Here is a 21,999-nt window from a genome sequence, read left to right as displayed (position 1 = left end):
TTATTAGATTTTAGTTGATGTATCTCGCTAGCAAGCTAAATACGCTCGATATTTTGACAATAACAATGCGTTAATTAAACCGTTCCGCTGGATTCGAGACCAAAATCGTTATATTCTCATGTTTTGATTAGCAAGCATTTTACGGTCGTATGATTACGAATACAATAAAACAACTACCAAAACAACATCGTTGGACACTTGGCTGTGTCGCGTTAGTCTTGGTGTCTTTGATTTTATTTCCTTTTGATTCAGTCAAAGCGTCAAGGAATGTCGAAGTCAAACAACTGCTTCCCGGCATAAAATACGAACTGCACCTTCCTCCTCTCGCTGAACACTTAGACGATATGGATTTGGAAGATGATATAGACAACTGGCAAACCTACAAAGTCGAAAGTGGCGATACATTAGCCAAAATATTTTCGCAGGTTGGCTTGAGCGCGCGCGATACTTACAATGTTAGCCGTGCTGGTGACCTTGCTAAAAAGTTAATTCATATAAAACCAGGTGATGTCCTTTATGTGCATGTTGACGATGCTAATCAATTCGTATCATTGCGTTACCCTCTTTCTAAAACTGAAACTCTCAGCGTTGAAAAAAATGCCGATGGAAAGCTTGTAAGCGATGTATCCATCAAGCAGGTAGAAACGCTACACAGCTTTGCGCAAGGTGAAATTCGCAGTAGCTTTTGGAATGCTGGCGCCGAGGCCGGTTTAACTGATAATCAAATAATGCGCCTAGCCGGTATTTTTGGATGGGATATCGATTTCGCGCAAGAAATTCGTGAAGGCGACACGTTCAATGTAATTTTTGAAAAACAGTATATAGATGGCGAATTTATTGGTTTCGGTGACTTTGTTGCCGCTGAATTTAAAAACCAAGGCGAAGTTTTCCAAGCCGTTAAGTACGATGATGGGAATTTTTACACGCCCGATGGAAAGAGTATGCGTAAAAGTTTTTTACGTGCACCCGTTTCGTTTAAATATATTAGCTCAAGCTTCAAGAAGAGCCGTTTTCACCCTGTGCAGAAAAGATGGAAGGCTCACCGTGGCGTAGATTACGCTGGTAAAGTAGGCACACCAGTAATGGCGGCGGGCGATGGAAAAGTGATAAAGTCGGGATATGACAAGTATAACGGCCATCACGTTTTTATTCAGCACGGTGAAAAATACACCACAAAATATTTACACTTTACGAAACGCGCAGTGAAGTATGGGCAAACTGTTAAGCAAGGAGAGACTATAGGATATTTAGGGTCGACAGGCTTGGCCTCTGGCCCTCACCTGCATTATGAGTTTCTTGTTAATGGTGTGCATCGCAATCCAAGAACCGTCGCGTTGCCACAAGCTAATCCAATCGCTAAAGAGCACGCTCAATCCTTCAAACTGATTGCTCAACAGCGTGTAGAGCAGCTTAACAACAATAAGCGCATCATGTTAGCGATGAATTAAGCAACCATCGCCTGAGGGCGAGTGACTAAGCTTAGTTTTTCAAGTGATGCAATCCAGCCGTACTGCTGATGCAACATATCTTCTTCACGATTAAAGCCACTTTGAGTTAATTTAATTGAGGTGGTTGTATCGTTGTCACACGTAAATTCAATATCTACTTTGGTAGTATCGTTCGTATCTTCCCAACGCCATGTAAAACATAGGCTCTGATCTAAGTTAATCGTTTGGTAGCAGCCCACAATTGTTTGTTGGAAACCGTCGGGTGATTGCAATATCAAGCGGTAGTTGCCCCCTTCGATAAAGTTAGACATAAACTGCGACACCATCATGTTACCTGGAGCAAACCAACGAACGAGTACATTTGGGTCGTGAAAAGCGTTATAAACATCATGAAGACGTGCGTTCAGTGTACCGTCAATGGTGAAATCATACATAAAATCTACTTCGCTTATTATTCTCAATTGTGATAGAAATGGTATCGGCATCAGCGCCATTTTCTTCACTGTGAATTTCATCAAATTTGGATTATGTTGCATGGCTAAGCTAGCTATTATTTCTCGAGAGTACCTTACGTATAAAAAAGCGTTGCAAGAATTGCAATTAGCAGGTGAATTTAATGATGTAGAACTCATTTGGGCAAATGAGCATGCTGACGGAGCGCCTTTAGATAGCATAGAATATGCGTTAGCGAACCCAAACATTATGTCGCGCTACATACACAAGTGTCATCATCTGATTTGGGTTCAATCGACTTGGGCCGGTGTTAACACTCTCACTAATCAAGCTAAAAAAGACTATCAACTGACGGGCCTGAAGAACGTCTTTGGCGCTCAAATGCGCGAATATGTAATGGCTTATTTACTCTATTTTCAGCGCAATGTTCCTGAATTATCTGCCAATCAACAAAAGCGTGAGTGGCAACAATATCGTATTCCTACACTGCAAAATCAAACGTTGGGGATAATGGGTTTAGGAAGTATTGGCAAAGACGTTGCCAACGCGGCCAAGGCATTTGGAATGAAGGTCCACAGTTTAAATGCTGCAAGTAAACCCGTTGAAGCAGATAAACACTTTCATTTAAGCCATCTGCATGAATTCGCTAACAGCGTCGATTTTATCGTCAACTTGCTTCCGCATACATCTGCAACAACAGGGATCTGTGATACGAGGTTTTTTGAAAGTATGAGAAATCATGCCGTATTCATTAACGCAGGTCGTGGCAATGTTATTAAAAACGATGAAGATTTAGTGAATGTGTTAAATGACCGCAGAATTCGAGCCGCTGTTATCGACGTTTTTAAAACTGAGCCACTACCGACCGATCACCCCTTTTGGAATGCGCCCAATTTACTCATGACCAACCACACCGCAGCGACTAGCCAGCCTAAGCTCGTTTTTACGGTATTTAAAAACAACTTGATAAAACAGTTAGCAGGTCTGCCTCTTGATTCAACTATCAACCTGAATCAAGGTTATTAAAATTACCTGCGCTAAGGTCAGTCTTTCAAAAGTCTCGTCATTCCTAAGTTAAATAAGCGCAACCAGTGTCCACTCAGTTTGCCTTTAGATTCTTTGTTGATGGTGATAACCGCTTCTTTTTTGGTTTGTCTGTGCTCGTCTTTTGGATTAATCAATCCCTCGTACTTATCTAAGATAGCGAGTAGTTTTGCCCCATCACAGATATCTTCATTTTTAATACCCAAAGGGTACCCGCTGCCATCAACTAACTCATGATGCTGCATGACTATTTTTCTAGCTTCGTCCCACAAGCTAAGGTTTTCGAGTAAGCGGGCGCTTTTATAAACATGGGAACGCAGCAGGTTTTTCTCTAGAGCTGTCAATTCTGTGGTTTTGTTAACAATCTCAGCAGGCATAAAAGACAAACCAAAATCATGTACATAACACGCTACCGCCAGCTGTGCTTGATCAATTGGTTCGTCGCTTAAGTCATTAATGTAAAAAGCTAGCTTTGCAATCCGATCCCCTCGCCCCTCTGGATAGCCGGCTCGCTTTTCAATTGGCTTCATCAGTTCTCTGAAAAATAGCAAATCTACTTGTTGTTCAGGCGTTAGCGTCTTCGGGATGCCAGTACGAGCTAAATTAGCGCTACCTTGGAATGCGTCGCTGTCGTCTTGGTTTAGCTGTCGTGAGGGCTCAATTAGATTTATTGCTTTGGCAAGCAAACCCTCATGACGAGACTGATTTGTTGCATCAATGGTAGAAATAATCGCTATGACAGCATCATTTAGTTCGCCGTCATATTCCGCCTGACCGGATTTCATGCAGCTTTCAACAAACACCTTCACTTTATCCATCAGTAAAAGAATAAGATCGCTCATGTTATGAGTGTATTCGATTTCACCTTTTCGCAGTAAATCAAGCAAGTCTTCAAGGTGCTGTAGCAGATTGATCATAGGCGTAAAAGCCACTAAGCCAAGGTCACCTTTGATTGTATGCACCGAGCGGAATAGAGCACGTTGTAATTCATTATCTTTGGGCGTGAGCTCTAACTCTATAAGTGTTTGCTCACTGGCCTCATATAATTCATTAATTTCTTCCATTAAGTCTTGAAGAATATCGTCTTCCAATTCTTCGGGCTTAAAAATCGGCATAAATGCTCACTTACTAAAGGTAAATATATAGTGCTAGTATATCGGCAATGCGGACAAATTCATGCATTAAATCGACTGATAAGGTATCTTCAGAAAAAAATCTCCGTATAATTGCGGCCAGTTCAAGCTTTTTGGAATTTCTGTGCTAGCTATTATTCGAATCATCACGCTATTTGTCTATTTTATCGGGATAAATATCGTACTCTTCCTAATTTATTTAACCCGTCCGTTTCATAGAAATAACGTGTATTTAGCCGGTCAATTTTACTCAACGATGGTACGCATCCTCGGCTTGAAAATAGAGCTACGGGTTTCAAACAAAATAGACAGTAAGCAAAACTACGTGTTTGTTGCTAATCATCAAAACAGCTACGACATATTGACGATCAGCAAAGCGGCATTACCGGGAGTAGTGACCGTCGGAAAAAAAAGTATCAAGTGGATCCCAATTTTTGGACTTATCTATTGGCTTTCGGCTAACATCATGATCGACCGCAAAAATACCGGAAGCGCAAGAAATACTCTGGACGCAACACTAGATAAAATGAACGCAAAGAAACTAAGCATTTGGTTTTTTCCGGAAGGCACTCGCAGTTATGGACGTGGATTATTACCCTTTAAGACCGGAGCTTTTAGGTTAGCCTTAGCAGCTAACAAAGCAATCGTCCCGGTGTGTGCAAGTGAAATGCACAACAAAATTAAATTTAATCGCTGGAATAATGGCACCGTTATTATTGAAGCGATGGAACCTATTGACTTACCCGAAGAGATGAATGCAAAGCAACTTGCTCAGCACGTTCATTCGATTATGTCGGCAAAAATTGCTCAGCTTAATATTGAAGCTGAAAAACTAGATAACGCATAAGGTCGCTCGACCTAGATTTATTACAAGAGGTTAGTATGAGTAAGCATGACGCCAGCGAATGGCACGAATTCAACAGAGAGACAATAGAAGCGCTTACAGAAGACGGCAGCGATTTAAGTCTGCCGCATACTATCGAGCATCATTTTGCGAGCAGCGACTTTGATGCCTTAGAAAAAGCGGCGGTTGATGCATTTAAAGCGGGTTTCGAAGTAAGTGACGCAGAAGAACTTGTACTTGACGACGGCGGCACTGTGTTTTGCTTTGATGCTGCAGTAGAAAAAAAGCTCGACCTTGACGTGTTCAATGCAGACTCTGACAAGCTCATTGCGATTGCAGACAAGCACAACGTGTTTTATGACGGCTGGGGCACCTACTTCATTGGTGAAGGCGCGATTGAACGTGACGAAATCGATGAAGACGACTACGACTTTGATGACGATGATGAGTATTAGGCGCGCGTGCTTAGTATAAATAATGAAGGAATGTAACCAGTGCGGCAAATGCTGTATCAAATACGGCGATGGCGCACTGAGTGCCACAAAAGAAGAGATAGATCTGTGGGAGTTATTCAATCCCGATATTTTTAAATTTGTGAAAGACCATGAAATTTGGTTCGACCCGACCTCAGGCATTCAGCTAACACGGTGTCCGTTTTTAGAAATTGAACCGCCCAAAAGTGCATCCGCTCAAACTAAATATACATGCAGCATATACTTAGACAGACCAGAGGACTGCCGTCATTATCCTAGTCTCATATCGGAGATGATTAGAGATGAATGTGAAATGATTGAAGTAATCGATTTGGGCAATGCAAAACAGGCTCAAATAAAACTAGATACGTTAATGAGAGATAGTCGGTCTTCCGGTTAGCAGAAGCGTCATTTATGACGGACTAATCGAGTCTTAACCTTGTAGTCGGAGCACACATGCAAGCAAAAAGAAACGGTCGAGACTACCTAGTCCTTGCAGGTAAAGGATTGATAATGGGCGCAGCCGATGGAATGCCCGGCGTTTCGGGTGGCACCATTGCCTTTATTACAGGTATATATCAAGAATTAATCCATTCAATCAAGCTTTGTGGCCCAGAAGCTCTGCGAATTTTGTTCAAGCAAGGCTTACTTGATGCATTCAAATATATTAACGGTAGTTTCCTTGTCACACTTTTTGCCGGCATAATCGTTAGTGTTATTAGTCTCTCAAGAGTAGTCGTTTACTTACTCGACACTTATCCAGAATTACTCTGGTCTTTCTTCTTTGGGCTCATTCTTGCTGGAACTTGGTCAGTAATTAGGCACGTAGATAAGTGGAATTGGACTTTATTTGTCACTTTTTTGGCAGGCTCAGCTGTTGCATACTCGCTTACGATGATAACTCCTGTCGCAATTGAACCAAGACCGCTATATTTCTTTTTATCTGGCATGCTAGCAATATGCGCGATGATTCTGCCCGGTATTTCCGGCGCTTTTATTTTACTATTACTAGGCATGTACGGCCCTGTCATGCTAGCCATAAAAGAGTTTCAGTTTAGCTTATTGGCACTATTTGCGTGCGGCTGTGCTATCGGGTTACTAAGCTTTTCCCATTTTCTAGACTGGATGTTTAGCAAGCACAAAAACCTGACGTTCGCATTGCTCGGTGGCTTTATGTTTGGCTCATTAAACAAGGTATGGCCGTGGAAGCAGACCATAGAGTCGACCATTGACCGTCATGGGAAAGAAATTTCTTTGCTTGAACGCAACATTTCACCGCAAGCGTTTGAGTCATTAACAGGTCAACCCTCTTATTTACTGTTCGCATTAGGTTTAATGTTGCTAGGCATTGCCTTGGTAATTTTCATGGAGCTAATGAATAAGTCTTCTGATAAATCATAGAAGCCTTAAACCCGAAGCCGATATCGACAAATATCATAAACTTTTCATGTGCTCTGGCCCCTTGATATTTATTGATTAGATTGGGTGTAGCGTTTATTCTTTTTGTACGTTCTTTTTGAATTGTCTGTTGAGATAGTAATTAATGAAAAAAATAAAGAATGAAAATGCGCTTTTGAAAAAAGCGCTCGCGGTTGCCGAGGCTTATGCTGTGAAACGTGGCTACAATGCTTTTTCAGCGAGTGATTCGGCTAAACAAAAAATTGAAAGTTTGTACCGACTGTTGGTGCATGACAAGTTAATAAGCCCTCTGCCAGAAGACAAAGAAGATTTGGCTAGTTTAAAACACCGGCTAGTCATGTGGATAAGCAGTCAATTACCTGCTGATCATGAATTACTAAAATAGCATTGCCACTTTGCTCAGACTAAGCAAGCAGCCTGCAGGCGAGAGCGGCATCGGCAGCTTTAAATCTAACTATAATAATAAGACAGGAAGTTGAGCCTATGAAAACCTTCTACTCAATCAACATCTCCCGACAGCTTTTGATAGGCTTATGCCTACTATTCGCCGTATCAGGCTATTCTCAGGCTGCGACTCCAGTAGTCGAGGGTAAATATACGATTGAAAACTTCGCCTATGACGATGGCAGCAGAGTTAACCTTACACAGCACTATCGGACGCTCGGCACGCCGCGACGCGACGAAAACGGTAGAGTAGAAAACGCCATAATAATAATGCATGGCACCACAGGAAGTGGTGCGAGCTTTCTCAGCGATCGCTATGCTGGCGTATTATTTGGTGATGGTCAAATCCTCGATGCCAGCGAGTACTTCATTATTCTTCCTGACGCTATCGGCCATGGGCAATCGAGTCGCCCAAGTGCAGGAAGTGCTGCGAACTTTCCAAAATATACGTATGACGACACCGTGCGGGCCTTGCATCAACTGTTAACTGACCATCTTAAGGTAGACCACTTGCGCCTAGTAACAGGCACTTCGATGGGTGGCATGCAAAGTTGGGTATGGGGCTATACTTATCCCGATTTTATGGATGCAATCATGCCTCTAGCTAGCCTGCCCGTGGAGATTGGCGGACGCAACCGCATGTTGCGCAAGATGATGATTGACGCAGTAAAAAACGATCCTGATTACAAAGAAGGCTTTTATGAAGAACAGCCAGACGGTATGCGAGAAGCAATGTATTCGCTGATTTTCATGGTTTCTAGTCCGCTGCAATACCAACTGCAAGCCCCAACTAGAGAAGCCTCAGAAGCGATGTTGGATAGTTTGGTAGAACGCTATTCAACACGCATTGATGCTAACGACTTAGTGTGGGCATTCGATTCCTCAAGATTCTATAACCCAGAACCCCACTTGGAGAAAATATCAGCTCCGCTTATGGCCATCAATTCCGCTGATGATCAAGTCAATCCACCGGAACTTGGCTTATTAGAATCCCTTATCGTTCGAGTTCCTCATGGTAATGCAGCAACTTTAGCTATATCGAAGTTGACGCGCGGGCACGGCACGCATTCTATGCCTAGCATATGGGGGCCTTACCTCGCGCGCTTGTTAGACGCCACAGAAACGCGCAAACAAAGCTCGCTGCCAACAAAAAACCACCTCGAAAAACCTACAGCTGCAGTTTGGCAAGAACGCGCTCCGGATACATTTACAGTCCGCTTTGAAACCACCGAAGGCATGTTTCGGATTGAAGTGAAACGAGATGATGCACCACTTGGAGCCGACCGCTTTTATCAGCTAGTCAGCAATGGGTTCTATGATGGCGTGCATATCAATCGTGTTGTGGAGGGTTTCATCGCTCAGTTCGGCATACATGGCGTACCGTCAATCAACGCTGTCTGGAAAAACAACTATATTTCAGACGACCCAGTGAAGCGGAGCAATACTCGAGGCTCGGTGGCCTTCGCGATGACAGGACCAGATACGCGTGCTACTCAAGTTTACATAAATACAGGCAATAATAAGCGTCTGGACGCCGATGGCTTTGCGCCGTTTGGTGAGGTTATCGAGGGTATGGACGTTATCGACCGACTTTACTCACCGTATGGCGAAAACGCTGGTGGAGGACTGCGCGGAGGTCGTCAGGGCCCCCTAGAAACCGGCGGCAGTGATTATATTAACCAAAACTTTCCTCTTCTCGACTTTATCCGAGTCGCGCACGTAGAGTAAAAGTAAAGTTACATCACCGCCGCCTGCAACAGTGCGGCGGTTAGTTTTACTCTAAATGACACTGAAATAGTGTAATTACACTTTGTTACAAAAATGTAATTTTCAAACGAAGAAAAAACCCCTCCGCACTTACTAACTAAGCCATTGATATATAATATTATATTGTAATAATCATCGTCTTATCCTTGCAAAAACAACAATTTGAAAAGTAGTCTGACTTTCCATTTTTTGTGTAATCATACCAACTGTGATCAATTATCGTTTTAACAATGATGAATATTGCTGTGCTTTCAAGCTCATACGCACGGCAATTTGTGGAGAAAGAGAGACATGAATACCCAGCCCGACCAATCCGCTAGCTATAACAAAAAAGTACCCTGGATCCTTCACGGCATTGTCACCGTGGTGATATTGCTGATTGCTTTTCTCGTCATTACTGGCATGTTTAGCAGCAAACCTGAAGCGCAAAGGTGGGGAGGTGCACGCCCTGCACCATCGGTAGGCGTTGATGTCGCTGATTTATCAATTCAAGACTATCCTGTCTGGATAGACTCTTACGGCACGACTAAACCACTAACAGAGACGGTACTAGTGGCCGACGTAAACGGTAAAGTTGTTGAGGTTTCACCAAATATTCGCACCGGCAAACGATTCAGTAAAGGTGAAGTTCTCGTTCAGCTAGATAACCGAGACTTCGTTGTTGAAGTAGACATTGCGGCAGCAGCAGCGGCGGAAGCAGAAGTTCGATATCTGCAAGAACTGGCTGAATCAGAACTGGCTGCACAGCAATGGAATAAGCCACCAGAAACAGAAGCAGCGCAATTATTATCACTGCGTAAACCACAAGTAGCGGCAGCAAAAGCGTCCCTCAGAGCTGCAAATGCGCGCTTAGAAAGAGCAAAACTAAACCTCGATAGAACCACTATCAGAGCTCCATTTGACGGTAAGGTTTTGGAACAAATGGTCGATGTTGGTCAGGTTATCAATCCAAGCCAATCTATTGCAGAAATTTATAGTACTGAAGCTGTTGAAGTGAGACTCCCGGTAAAAGTTGCAGATTTAGCCTACCTAAGCATTGATGATAGCTCGGAGAATATGGATAACTTACCGCGCGTTGTTTTATCGGGTGAACTGGGCAATCAAACCTATGAGTGGACCGGCAAGATAGTGCGCAGTGAGGGCGCCTTCGATCCAGCAACAAGAATGCTATATTTAGTTGCACAAATAGATAACCCGTTCACAAGCACAGAGCAACGCCCCGCGGTTAGAATTGGGCAATTTATGCGCGCCAAAGTACAAGGCGATACCTTAGAAAATGTGTTCGTCATTCCAAGACGCGCCGTTTCACAAGATTTCGTTGTGGCTGTGGTTGATGAGGGTTTGTTAAAGAAGCGTCGCGTTCAACCCTTGTGGACTGATGCAGGTTCTGTTGTTGTCTCAGCTGGAGCGCCTAGCTCACAAACCTTAGCTGCAAACTCGGCTGATGTGATCCGCAGTAGTATTCAAAATTTGCGCAATACTGACAAGTTGATTTTAACACCCACAGCTAATTTGCCCGATGGCACTCGCGTAAAAGCGATTGCTCCTATGACAGAAAGCGAGCCCGATACACAGTCTATTGTAGGGAGCAAGCAATCTAGTGAGGACAGCGCTAATGCCGCTGCCCCCTCAACGACTGCTGCGCAATAAAGGGAGATTATTATGATTGCATGGTTTGCTAAAAATGATGTAGCAGCGAATATTTTATTATTCGTCATTATGATCTCAGGGCTATATGTAGCGACAACGCAAATTCCGGTTGATCTATTCCCAGAATTTGAACAACGCAATGTGCAAGTTTCAATGGTATTACCCGGCGCATCTCCACAAGAAGTGGAAGAAGGCATTACCATTAAAATCGAAGAAGCAATTCAAGATTTAGAGGGTATCCGTCAGATAACCTCACAAAGCCGTGAAGGCAGTGCATCTGTCACTGTTGAAGTAGAAGAAGGGTATGCGGTGCGTGACCTTCTCGATGAGATGAAAATTCGAGTTGATGCAGTTAATAACTTCCCTGTCGAAGCAGAGAGCTTATTAGTGCAGGTTCCCCAATGGCGTCGCGATGCCATTGGCGTCGTACTCTATGGTGACTACGACAGTTTGACCTTGCGTCGGTTCGCCGATGGCATTCGCGATGAGCTAGCGGCTTTGAGCAGCATTTCGCAAGTGGAAGTTAGCAACGTATTGCCGTATGAAATTTCTATTGAAATTCAGGAGTGGTCGCTACGACAGTATGACATCAGCTTAGAGCAAGTTGCCGCAGTTTTGCGTCAAAACTCAACGGATGTTTCTGCAGGAAACCTTAAGACGGAAGGTGGCGACATCTTCATACGCAGTTTAGGGCAGGCTTACAAAGCCGATGATTTTGGTGATATTCCGATTATCACTACTCAAGACGGCACCATGATCAGGCTTAGAGACATTGCAAATATTCGCGACGAATTTGAAGAAACACCGCTACGCACTCGTTTCAACGGGGTTTCAGCAATAGAGGTTGAAGTGTTTCGCACAGGCGATGAAAGCATTATTGAAGTGACGTCTGCTGTCCGTGACTATATCGATGCAAAACAAGTCGACATGCCACAAGGATTGAGTCTCGATTATTGGCGAGACCGAAGTGAGCCCATTAAAGCGCGCTTACAAACTCTGTCGACTAGCGCTTGGCAAGGATTATTGCTAGTTATTGCGCTACTCGCTCTATTTTTGCGCCCATCTGTAGCATTTTGGGTTTGCTTGGGTATTCCTATGAGCTTCATGGGTGCTTTCTTATTCATGCCTTTGTTTGATGTGACTTTAAACCTGATGAGCTTATTCGCCTTTATACTGGTGCTCGGTATCGTGGTTGATGACGCTATTGTGACCGGTGAAAACGTTTATTCACATTTACAGCGAGGCGAAGACCCGCTTAGTGCTGCCATCAAAGGCACGCAAGAAGTAGCGGTTCCCGTGACCTTTGGTATCTTGACCACCGCTGCTGCATTTTTGCCCTTAGCCTTTCAAACGGGCCGAGGAAGTTGGTACGCTGCGATCCCATTCGTCATTATTCCGGTCTTACTCTTTTCGCTAATAGAAAGTAAGTTTATTCTTCCTGCGCATTTAAAGCACGTAAAAGCCAGAAACGATAAGAACTCATCTAAGCTTTCGATGGTACAACAAAAGATAGCGAATTCATTAGAAGTACTCATTGCTAAGGTATACCAACCTGCCCTAGCTCAAGCGATGAGATGGCGTTACGCAACGTGGATGGCAATGTTCGCTATTTTAATTATTATCATAGGAACAATTGCGGCAGGCCACACCAAATTTGTATTCTTTCCGAGAGTACAAAGTGAAGTTGCCACAGCTACCTTGGTCATGCCTGCCGGTACAGCATTTGAAAGTACCGACCGCATTATTTCTTCTATGACCCAACACGCAAAAGATCTACAAAAAGAATATACCGATGCGGATACCGGCGAATCCGTGATCCGCAACATCTACTCCATAAGTGGCGGCAGAAACTCAACCACCGGACGCGTTCAGATAGATATGATACCGCCAGAATTAAGAACGGTTGACGTAACGACCCGTGAAGTGGTGAATCAGTGGCGAGAAAGGGTCGGCCAAGTCGCTGGAGCTGAACAACTGAATTATCGAGCTGAAATAGGCGGTTGGGGTGGCGCACCCATTAATATTGAGTTAAAAGGCCGTGACACTGAATCATTGAACGAGCTTGCTGAAAAATTAAAACAACAGCTAGGACAATATGCGGCAGTATCGGATATTGAAGACTCGTTGTCGGATGGTAAAGAAGAGCTACAGCTTGCTCTAAAACCAGAAGCAAGACTACTCGGCTTGGATCTAAACACCGTCGCAAGACAAGTGCGTCAAGCGGTATTTGGTTTTGAAGTACAGCGTGTTCAGCGCGGCAGAGATGAAGTTAGAGTAATGGTGCGTTACCCTCTCGAATCAAGACAGTCTATAGAAACTTTAGAACAAATGATGATCCGCGTTGGCCCCAACAGAGAAGTCCCCTTGTGGCAAATTGCAGATGTTCTCCCTGGTTTAAGCCCCGACAGTATTCTGCGTGTGGATAGGCAGCGGACTATTTCTGTGAGCGCTGATTTTGACAAGCAAGGTGGTGATTTATCATTGGTTCAAAGCGAAATAAGAGAATGGCTACAGCAAGAAGTCCTTACCTACCCTAGCACCAACTTTGAGATGGGAGGGGAAGCACGCGATCAAGAGGAATCGTCCCAGGGTCTTTTAGTCGGCGGCATTGGCTTGGCTATCCTTATTTATATATTGTTAGCCATTCCATTTAAATCATATCTGCAGCCTATTATTGTCATGTCTGTTATTCCTTTTGGTTTAGTTGGCGCTGTCATTGGCCATTGGATAATGGGGATGGACCTAACATTACTCAGCTTTATGGGAATGCTAGCGCTCTCGGGAGTTGTGGTAAATGATTCGCTCGTGTTAGTGGACTATATCAATCAAAAACGAAAAGAAGGTGTTGCCCTTAAAGATGCGGTTTATAACGCAGGCGGGCGACGTTTCCGTCCGGTTCTGCTAACCTCATTGACAACATTTGCCGGGTTGATGCCCTTGTTGTTCGAAGAGTCGACGCAAGCCCAGTTTTTGATCCCGATGGCAATTAGTTTAGGTTTTGGTATTTTATTCGCTACAGTGATTACCCTATTCATTGTGCCTCTTAACTACCTAATACTAGAAGATATCCAACGCTACTTTAAAAGATATGGTGCTGATATGAAGGGCTTAGTGTCGTCCAAAGCAAAGTAGATACCGTGATAATTTGTTCCGTAAATTTTGTTCGCCACCCAAATGAAGTCTCGGGTGGCGTTACAATATTTAGGTTCCTCCCCAATCATCTAAACTCTAGCTAAATCGATGACTATTGCACAGACCCAAGATGTGCTTTAATCTTCCCACGCTCACTCAATTCTTAAATGAGCATTGGTGACTGCTTTTCGACTTCGCCCCCATAAAACGGAGATTAAAAAAGATGCACATTGTGCGCTACTGGACAAATATATTCCGCGACGCTGGAAAGCTATGGCTGCTTGAAAACGCCTTCAGCTACGCCGGAGCCCTAGCCTTTTACACGCTATTTTCTCTTGCACCGATCGTTATTATTGCAGTGACTGTGATTGGTGTCGTGCTTGGCGAAGAAGCAGCTCAAGGCCAAATTGTCGCGCAATTTACTGACATCATGGGAGCCGAGGCTGCTGCCGTAGTAGAGCGAGCGGTGAGCCAATCGCGCATTGAGGAATCAGGACTATTACCGTCGGTGCTAGGTATCGGAGCCTTAATGCTTGGCGCAACGACAGTATTCGGCCAGATGCAATATTCTCTAAATTCAATTTGGGGCGTTACCGCAAGTCCGGATCGTAACGGCTTGTTTCTGCTTGCTAGAAAACGCCTTTTTTCGCTAATGGTGGTGCTATCCATCGGTTTTGTGTTGCTAGTATCTTTGCTCTTTGGGGTGGCTTTGCGCGCAGCGCTTAAATATACCGCCGAATTCGTCCCGTTCGTTGAATTACTGCTAGGAAGCGCCGAATTTATTGTTTCGCTGGCCATGATATCGCTTTTGTTCGCTACCATTTTCAAAGTGCTGCCCGATGTCATTTTAAGCTGGAAAGATGTGATGGCAGGCGCGCTTGTAACCGCTATTTTGTTCTCTCTGGGGCGTTATGGTATTGCGGCCTACCTTGCCTATACCGCAACCGCGTCGGCCTATGGCGCAGCTGGCTCAATGGTAATTATTTTACTCTGGGTTTACTACTCGTCGCTTATATTGTTGTACGGCGCGGCCTTTACTCGCGTCCACCTGCAGGCAAGAGGTAAGCCTATCGTACCGCGCAACACAGCTGTAAGAGTCGAAAAAAACATGATTATCTAAGCGCTGAAGGAGGACTCATATTAGCAATATTATTTCCTCCTTTTAGTCAGCTGCCGTTCAGTTTAATTTCAGATTAGGTTCAGGTTACAAACAGCATAATGTTTTTAAGCATTAAATCTGAGGTAAAACACATGAACGCATCTAAAAATAAATTACTTCGCGCCACGACTTCAAAAGTTAGTGCATTAGCTACTATTTTTGCACTGACCTTTGCTAGCGCAGCAACATTTGCACAAGGCAACTCGCAAACGAATAAATTAACTGAGGACGTGGTTGTTAGCGGAACCGAATATCAACCAAATTTGGTGCAAGAGGACGGCTTACATCTAAAAGTTAAGAAACAATTAAAAGGTGCAAAGCCACAAAACACAGCTACAAACAAAGGTGCGTTATCAGCACAGACGGAAAAAGGCCCGTTATCAAGAGAGTCAGCTCGTATCGATGATGACATCGATTTTTGGATTTATGATAGCTACGTTACGCTGACTGCCGACATTGACTACGATGGTTACTATTCATCTTTTACGCTCGAATTCGACGTTGATACTATTTATCAATCAGCTCCTATTTACGCTGTCATTTATACCTCAACGTCTGAAGAGTTCACGCCGTTTTATACAACGAATATCTATAATATCTACGGTGACAATACTCAAGATGCCATCATTATTGAAAATGATTTAGTCACCGGCTTTCCGAGCAATGAATATGAACTCATGGTGGTTATATACGATGCAGATACAGACGAAGTGCTTGCTGTTTCTGACGGTACCGACGATGCAGACCTTGCTTACCTGAGCTTAGAAAGTGAAAACTATGAATATGTTGAAACAGTTGAAGTTGTGGTTGTTGAACATGGCGGTGCGTTAGGAGTGTGGTTATTCGCTGGGCTAGGTTTAGTGGCTTATAGACGTTTAAGGGTTTAAACCACAACCTATTTAAGCGGCTTTCAACTGAGAAAATGGCAACACATGCAGGCAGATATTACTATTGGTTCCTTAAGCCATATTGTGTTGGGGTTGAGACTGTTTGCATTCTGCCATTCACCGACGTTTCATGGCTATCTGATGACGGTCTCAAATGGGCAGTTTATAGTCATTCAAGATATAGCGGCAGCACCTCACCTCCCAAAATCAGGCTCATAGATCAGTCGTTTTCTAAGCTCTTGTTTGACATCCTTGAATGCCACTATTCAAGGACGAAGGAAGTGCTGGCAATACAGCAGGAACAAAAGTACAAACGGAACCGCCCCGAAACTACCTCGCTGTATCAGTTGGTAGAACGTTATTATCCTGAATTTACTACAAACCTAGCCGAGCGAGGCAAGTACTTACCCAAATATGTTGAACGTGAGTTTGATGAATTCTTGCGTTACGGTCGACTTGAGTACGGATTTTTACGCGTGGTATGCGGCGACTGCAAACATGAAAAGTTAGTCGCGTTTAGCTGCAAGCGACATGGATTTTGCAACAGTTGTGGTGCCAGAAGAATGGCAGAAAGTGCAGCTTTGTTGGTCGATGATGTGCTACGAGGCTACCCAGTTCGTCAATGGGTGTTGAGCCTCCCCATCCCTTTGCGCTTGCTATTGGCAAGATACCCAAGTGAGTTAAGTAAAGTGATGCAAATCATTCACCGCGCCATCTCATCAAGAGATGCTTGAACTAGTGCATACTATCAGCCATCGCATTGCTCGATATTTAGAAAAAGTCGGTTTAGTACAACACGATATGGAAAATAGTTACCTCAATTTGCCAATTGATGATGAGGATAGCCTGCTACAGTTGCAAGGAGCGTCTGTTAGCTATCGCATAGCCATGGGTCCTCAGCAAGGGTTGAAAGTATTTACCTTGCAAACCCTTCCGGCAAGTAATGAAGGTGAATTTGGCCAGTTGGCCAATACCTCTGATTTTTCTCTTCACGCCGGTGTCTTCGCCAATGCAGCTGAGCCAGAGAAATTAGAAAGGCTGTGCCGCTATCTCAGTCGCCCGGCCATTAGCGAGCAACGTTTAAGTATGACTAACCATGGAAAAGTACGCTATGAATTGAAAACGCCCTGCAGTGATGGAACGACTCACGTCTTCTTGGACCCCATCGATTTCATTGGCAAACTAGCCGCACTCATTCCACCACCAAGACTTAACCTCACCCATTGCTGGCAACAATACCAAAAATGAGTAACTACAAAACCACCAAAAATACAGCTGTCACAGAGGCTAGTCGGTAGCGTTAATTTGTCCTGTAATCTGTACTCTCTTTGTTAGATGATTTTGAAACGGTGAATTTAACGTGCCACAAACATGCTATTTGAAATTATCAATCAGCACCAATGTCACTTTGAATTCTAATCACTAATAGTGACCACTTAGTGGCTTGATAATTCCATAAAGGTAGATTTATGGTGATCGTTATTCGATAATGGCCTAAATAAAATTAGATTGCAGTCATTGCTACTCAATAAGCGAACGAATTCTGCACAGTGATACGGATTGGTATAAGGACATGTTAATGCGGTTGACTTCAATTGATGCACTTCGAGGCATGGCGATTTTGGGTATTCTTTTGATGAATATTCCATTTCACGCAAATTTAGAACTTGGTTATGTGCCGTTCAGTCCTATACTACTCAGCGACCAAGTGATGACACTTTTTCATAGTATATTTGCCGACGGTCGGTTTAGGACACTTTTTTGCTTGTTGTTTGGAGCAGGGTTAGCCATTCAATATGATTCATGTATAAGAAAAGAAGTCGATCCTAAGATATTTATAAAATCTAGGCTGAAATGGTTGTTCGTTTTTGGGTTTATCCATGGAGTGTTTGTTTTCGGTGGCGATGTTTTGATGCTTTATAGCCTAGTAGGCTATTTTTTGATTGATGGTCTGTCACTCGATAATAAAGGATTGTTGCAAAAATCACGTAAGTTTTTAATTATTGGCTGCACCATCATATTTATTATCGCCATGTTAATGCTTATTTTTTCAGATCCCAGTGAACGAGTTGTTAGGGGGACTGAAGAATATTTTGAGTCTGTTGCGTATTGGCAAGGTAATTGGGGGTATCAAACCATGATTAATGCTGGCTTCTCTATTGGATTACTAATCCTGTCACCTTTATTTAATCTGTGGCAAGCACTGGGCTTGATGTATTTAGGCAGTTACCTGTATCGAAGTGGCTTTTTTATCCAAGGTTTTAGTCGGTCTGTATTGGTAAAAATCTCTATTCTCGCAGTTGTTAGCACGCTGTTGTGTATTGCTCCTCAGATATTCATTAAGGACATAGACTCAGAAGTCATTCCTGCTTTTTCAAGTATTTCCGCCATCTTTGTTGCTTTAGTGTATGCACATATTGTTGTTAAGCTTTGCCAATCAAAAAGTAGGATCATGAGTGTATTAGCGAATACGGGCAAAGTAGCTTTTAGCTTGTATATTTTGCAGTCAATCGCTATGGGTATTTTACTGCGTTGGTTAATACCTGAGTTCAGTTTAGAGGCAACACACCTTGATTATTTATTAATAGTGATAGCGTTCACTGTGATCCAAATAGTGATTGGTCAGCTTTATTTATACAAATTTAAACAAGGACCATTAGAGTTACTTTGGCGGTCACTTTACAATAGAAGCATACATAAGGCGCTTCGGGACCACATAGCCGAGCGGGGATCCGAAGCTCGTTGTAAATAAATACATCAGCTTAGTGACCTTAATTGAAATGGCTTTTTTTAGTCATTAGCGTGTTTAATTTGGAGCTGCCCCCTTTTATTTTCTTTATTATTTTTAATTAGTTAGGAATTTAATTGTTTACCATAAACTTGCTTAAAACATTGTGCTGTAGCGCATTGCTACTATTGCTTTTATCTTGTGATCAGGCGCCACATAAAACTCAGTCAATGCTCAAATTAGACGCCGCGCATCATCAAAGCCAACAGCTAGTGGATAAAGCCAATGCCCTATTAAACGCAAAAGTCATGGTTGACCCTAAGTCACATTTAGATGCGATTGTGTATGCCAAGAAGGTCAGTGATGATGCCATTAAGGTTTTTGATACTGCTAATATTCGTGACTGGGAACATCAAGAGTTAACCCAACTGCGTAATGCCATCATGGCTTTACAGCCCGAATTAGCGCGTTATGCCATTGAGCTGTTAATACAAACAACAGAAAAACTATCACACTACGTAAACGTCTAGAAGAGGTGAAAAACATTCTGTTTGGAGGGAATAGCACGCACGGGCACCGAAAAAATGATCCAGTACTTATCTAAAAACTATAATGCTGACATTTCTGATTGCTGTCTGGTCAGTGTCACTCGAATCTTCCAAATGTTATCTCGATTAACTACTATTAGCTACTCAGTTATTTCTAGGTTATTGAAAAATAATAAATGATCGACAAAAAAGTCATTCTATTTGAGTCGTCTTCTCATTGTAGACCGGCAATAAAGTATCACACTCTTTGGCAATTGACAGGCCGTTTTGGGCAGTTTGCCGACGTTGATTTGACCTCCGTTGTAAAAACACCCTAGGTCATTGCCGCGAAGGCGGTAACCTCCCCAACAGCATAGAAAATTCAAAAATGACTTTTTTTCAATAATTTAGTGATGTTGTAGTTTCGAAATTTCTCGTGCGGTGGGAGGTCCCCGCATCCGCGAGGATGACGCAGGATGTCTTAGCGTATGGCGGTTTTTCCGACAAAGCAGACATACAAACGAAGAATTATATTACTGTATTTTGCTGCTAAAACCCTTCAACATCAACTTCCTCTATCCGTCGGCCACGCGCGCAGGCTGTGTAAAAACTATTTTCAGCCCATTATTTGAACAAAAATAGATGTAAATATGTGTCTTACATTAAAATCTGACCAAGTTTCATAACTAAGGAAACTTACATTTTACGTAGTATTGCGTAATTAATTGGGTTGTTGAAGTTTTTACACAACCTGAGCCAATTGCAGACGTTCGTGGTCATAGCGATTCAGGAGCAAGAAGCCTAAGTTTTAGCAAATTAGGATGATGTCTCAGCAACTGATTTAAGGCACTTTTTAGTTGGTAGGGCACCTTAACCGTAAGTCGTTATTGCCAACCTTTTTCCGATACCCCAGAGCGGGTAATATAACGGCACAGCCTTTCGAGTTTACTTCTATCCTGTGCGTTGCTCATCATGACACCTGCATGGAGACTGAAGCCTGCCACTTTGCGGCACAGCCTGACGCAACCCCTTGCTCTGCCATAGGTGCAATGGTTTGCAAGGTAAAGACGTTTCGTCATTGCCGTCCCCATTCCTTTCCACCCATTTCTGCCAATCGAGACGCGGCTCGTCGAAAGGAAAAGGCAAGATCATTGGCGGACGATAATTGTGCCAGTGACACGCCAATTAGACCCGTTGCCGACCACTCGAAATATTCCCCCTCTTTGGTACGAATCATGGTCGTCGCAAAGGAACTCGAGTTTCCCCCCTTCTCACTGACAAACAATTCTTCATCTCCATCACTGCTTTGCACTTGCGCTTCAAAATCGACAAACAATTCGTCGAGCGGGACTTGTGCCGCCAGCACCAAGCGGGTGCGAGATTCATAACACGCGTCAATGAGGGTCACGAATCGTCGCGCTTCGTTGAGGTGTTTGGCGTCCAGTTGGGGGACGCGGTCCATGATGAGGACCGGAAATCGGCAGCAGAGGGAAATATAATCGGCCGCCCCGAGCGGTTGGTAGCACAACTCGGAAAAGTCAAACCAGGCGCACCGGTCATTCAATCGGGCGACCTGGACGGTGCGACCAAAAAGGACGGGAATGATCTCGGCCTCAGTTCCGGATGCAGTGCCACCAAATATTTCTTCCAACTGCGCCTGCATGTTGTTATTAATATTATTATCGCCATGAACATCCTTGTTTGACCAAAAATAGGATTGCCCAGCCGCTCGAGTTTCGAGTCGATAATCCTTGCGGGAATCCTCCATGGAAATAATGTCGGACGTGTGTTTCAACATGTCGATGAATGGCAAAAAGAGGGATCGGTTAATGCCTCCCTCATACAAGGCATCGGGGGCGCGATTCGAGGTGGCCACCACCACGACATTCCAATCCAATAATAGTAAAAACAGTCGCTTCAAAATCATGGCATCGGCAATGTCTGTCACTTGAAATTCATCGAAACAGAGGAGTTGGGCTTCTTGTGCCAATTGTTGCGCAATGATGGGAATCGCATCACCTCGTGGGTGCTTCTGTTTGTAGACAAAGATTCGATGATGGACGTCTAGCATGAATTCATGAAAGTGGACGCGGCGTTTGGTAATCTTTGCGTGTTTGTGTTTGTGTTTGTGTTTGTGTTTGTGTTTGTGTTTGTGGTTGTGGTTGTGGCTGTCATTATTACAACAAGAATCATCATCAGGAACAGTGACCGACGCGTAAAAGAGATCCATTAGAAAGCTCTTGCCGACCCCGACCGGTCCATGAATGTACATGCCTCGCGGTGGTGGACCAAAAGACCACAAATGGAACTTCTTTCGAAGAAAGGAATGTGCGGATGCCAGGGATCGCGCCAGTAACGGTAACAGTGGACTGCTGCTTGTACAGCTGCTCTCTGTCGGATCGTCGGTGCGTACGGGTACTGGTGGGAGCGAGGCAAGAGACTCGTGCAGGGCATCGAACTTTGCCGCCAGAGCGACTTGCGCGTCATCTCGTCGCACCTCCCCCGCGTCCACCTTGAGTTCATAAGCCGCTGTCACGGGGCCTGTCGAGAAGCACCGCCGAGCGACGCGATGTTGTGCTATCATCGTCTTCATCATCATCGTCTTCATCGTCTTCATCATGGAGCTGATGAGTTTATCAACATGATGGTATTGTACACTAGATTTCTGTAAGGGTATCAAATGGATTTGTATTAGAGACTCAAGTTTTGGAGTTCAACTTGAACGCCAAATTCAGCATAACTAACTGAATAATATAAATAAAAACAGCCTTATTATGGTAAAGTGTTTGTTATCTAGACAAAACACGAAACCACTCAAGGGCTATAAACTGAACTCTGACACAACCCCCTCTATTTTATATTCTTAAGGGAGTGAAAGTCGGCTATTTTTC

17 protein-coding genes and 1 pseudogene are annotated in these 21,999 nt (G+C 43.7%); 15 read left to right on the top strand and 3 right to left on the bottom strand.

Features of this window, described 5'->3' with window-relative positions; genetic code table 11:
- The first annotated feature begins 149 nt into the window (after positions 1–149).
- On the top strand, positions 150–1,448 hold the full coding sequence (locus tag GNIT_RS04125; RefSeq protein ID WP_014107880.1) for a peptidoglycan DD-metalloendopeptidase family protein: 1,299 nt from the start codon (positions 150–152) through the stop codon (positions 1,446–1,448).
- On the opposite strand, the gene GNIT_RS04120 is transcribed toward GNIT_RS04125, so the two are convergent.
- A complete protein-coding gene (locus GNIT_RS04120; RefSeq protein ID WP_014107878.1) occupies positions 1,445–1,984 on the bottom strand; it encodes an SRPBCC family protein in 540 nt (179 codons plus the stop codon). The genes GNIT_RS04125 and GNIT_RS04120 overlap by 4 nt on opposite strands.
- Between GNIT_RS04120 and GNIT_RS04115 the strand changes: the two genes are divergently transcribed.
- Positions 1,983–2,927: a D-2-hydroxyacid dehydrogenase gene (locus GNIT_RS04115; protein WP_014107879.1), complete on the top strand. Its 945-nt coding sequence runs from the start codon at positions 1,983–1,985 to the stop codon at positions 2,925–2,927. The genes GNIT_RS04120 and GNIT_RS04115 overlap by 2 nt on opposite strands.
- A gap of 17 nt (positions 2,928–2,944) precedes the next feature.
- Here GNIT_RS04115 and GNIT_RS04110 read toward each other — a convergent pair whose 3' ends face one another.
- Entirely contained in the window at positions 2,945–4,060 is a 1,116-nt protein-coding gene (locus tag GNIT_RS04110) for an HD domain-containing phosphohydrolase (protein ID WP_014107877.1), read from the bottom strand.
- 142 nt (positions 4,061–4,202) lie between these two features.
- Between GNIT_RS04110 and GNIT_RS04105 the strand changes: the two genes are divergently transcribed.
- The 13 genes and pseudogenes from GNIT_RS04105 to GNIT_RS04045 all read left to right on the top strand — a co-directional run bounded on the left by GNIT_RS04105 (position 4,203) and on the right by GNIT_RS04045 (position 19,111).
- Complete coding sequence (locus tag GNIT_RS04105; RefSeq protein ID WP_041246294.1) at positions 4,203–4,925, top strand: 1-acylglycerol-3-phosphate O-acyltransferase; 723 nt, start codon at positions 4,203–4,205, stop codon at positions 4,923–4,925.
- Positions 4,926–4,960: 35 nt separating this feature from the next.
- The gene (gene rraB, locus GNIT_RS04100; protein WP_014107875.1) at positions 4,961–5,377 is read left to right on the top strand and encodes a ribonuclease E inhibitor RraB; all 417 of its coding nucleotides are present in this window, start codon (positions 4,961–4,963) and stop codon (positions 5,375–5,377) included.
- Positions 5,378–5,399: 22 nt separating this feature from the next.
- On the top strand, positions 5,400–5,795 hold the full coding sequence (locus GNIT_RS04095; protein WP_041246293.1) for a YkgJ family cysteine cluster protein: 396 nt from the start codon (positions 5,400–5,402) through the stop codon (positions 5,793–5,795).
- Positions 5,796–5,851: 56 nt separating this feature from the next.
- Positions 5,852–6,796: a polyprenyl-phosphate transporter gene (locus GNIT_RS04090; RefSeq protein ID WP_014107873.1), complete on the top strand. Its 945-nt coding sequence runs from the start codon at positions 5,852–5,854 to the stop codon at positions 6,794–6,796.
- Positions 6,797–6,938: 142 nt separating this feature from the next.
- Positions 6,939–7,199, top strand: coding sequence for a DUF5062 family protein (locus GNIT_RS04085; RefSeq protein WP_014107872.1), 261 nt, complete (start codon positions 6,939–6,941; stop codon positions 7,197–7,199).
- A gap of 98 nt (positions 7,200–7,297) precedes the next feature.
- Positions 7,298–8,986 (top strand): alpha/beta fold hydrolase, encoded by a 1,689-nt coding sequence (locus GNIT_RS04080; protein WP_014107871.1) that lies wholly within the window; start codon positions 7,298–7,300, stop codon positions 8,984–8,986.
- Positions 8,987–9,316: 330 nt separating this feature from the next.
- A complete protein-coding gene (locus GNIT_RS04075) occupies positions 9,317–10,675 on the top strand; it encodes an efflux RND transporter periplasmic adaptor subunit (RefSeq protein WP_014107870.1) in 1,359 nt (452 codons plus the stop codon).
- 12 nt (positions 10,676–10,687) lie between these two features.
- Entirely contained in the window at positions 10,688–13,807 is a 3,120-nt protein-coding gene (locus GNIT_RS04070) for an efflux RND transporter permease subunit (RefSeq protein WP_014107869.1), read from the top strand.
- A 223-nt stretch (positions 13,808–14,030) separates the two neighbouring features.
- Positions 14,031–14,927: a YihY/virulence factor BrkB family protein gene (locus tag GNIT_RS04065; protein ID WP_014107868.1), complete on the top strand. Its 897-nt coding sequence runs from the start codon at positions 14,031–14,033 to the stop codon at positions 14,925–14,927.
- Between the two features lie 131 nt (positions 14,928–15,058).
- Entirely contained in the window at positions 15,059–15,853 is a 795-nt protein-coding gene (locus tag GNIT_RS04060) for a choice-of-anchor H family protein (RefSeq protein ID WP_014107867.1), read from the top strand.
- Positions 15,854–16,191: 338 nt separating this feature from the next.
- Positions 16,192–17,074, top strand: a pseudogene (locus tag GNIT_RS18515) (transposase); the annotation flags it as partial.
- A 358-nt stretch (positions 17,075–17,432) separates the two neighbouring features.
- Entirely contained in the window at positions 17,433–18,605 is a 1,173-nt protein-coding gene (locus GNIT_RS04050) for a DUF418 domain-containing protein (RefSeq protein WP_014107866.1), read from the top strand.
- 113 nt (positions 18,606–18,718) lie between these two features.
- Positions 18,719–19,111, top strand: coding sequence for a hypothetical protein (locus GNIT_RS04045; RefSeq protein WP_041246292.1), 393 nt, complete (start codon positions 18,719–18,721; stop codon positions 19,109–19,111).
- 1,072 nt (positions 19,112–20,183) lie between these two features.
- On the opposite strand, the gene zapE is transcribed toward GNIT_RS04045, so the two are convergent.
- Entirely contained in the window at positions 20,184–21,716 is a 1,533-nt protein-coding gene (gene zapE / locus GNIT_RS04040) for a cell division protein ZapE (protein WP_014107863.1), read from the bottom strand.
- Positions 21,717–21,999: the final 283 nt, after the last annotated feature.

Origin of the sequence: Glaciecola nitratireducens FR1064 (assembly GCF_000226565.1) — a bacterium.
GTDB lineage: Bacteria > Pseudomonadota > Gammaproteobacteria > Enterobacterales > Alteromonadaceae > Glaciecola > Glaciecola nitratireducens.
The sequence above is the reverse complement of the archived record's forward strand: the minus strand, read 5'-3'. Positions and strand labels throughout refer to the sequence as shown.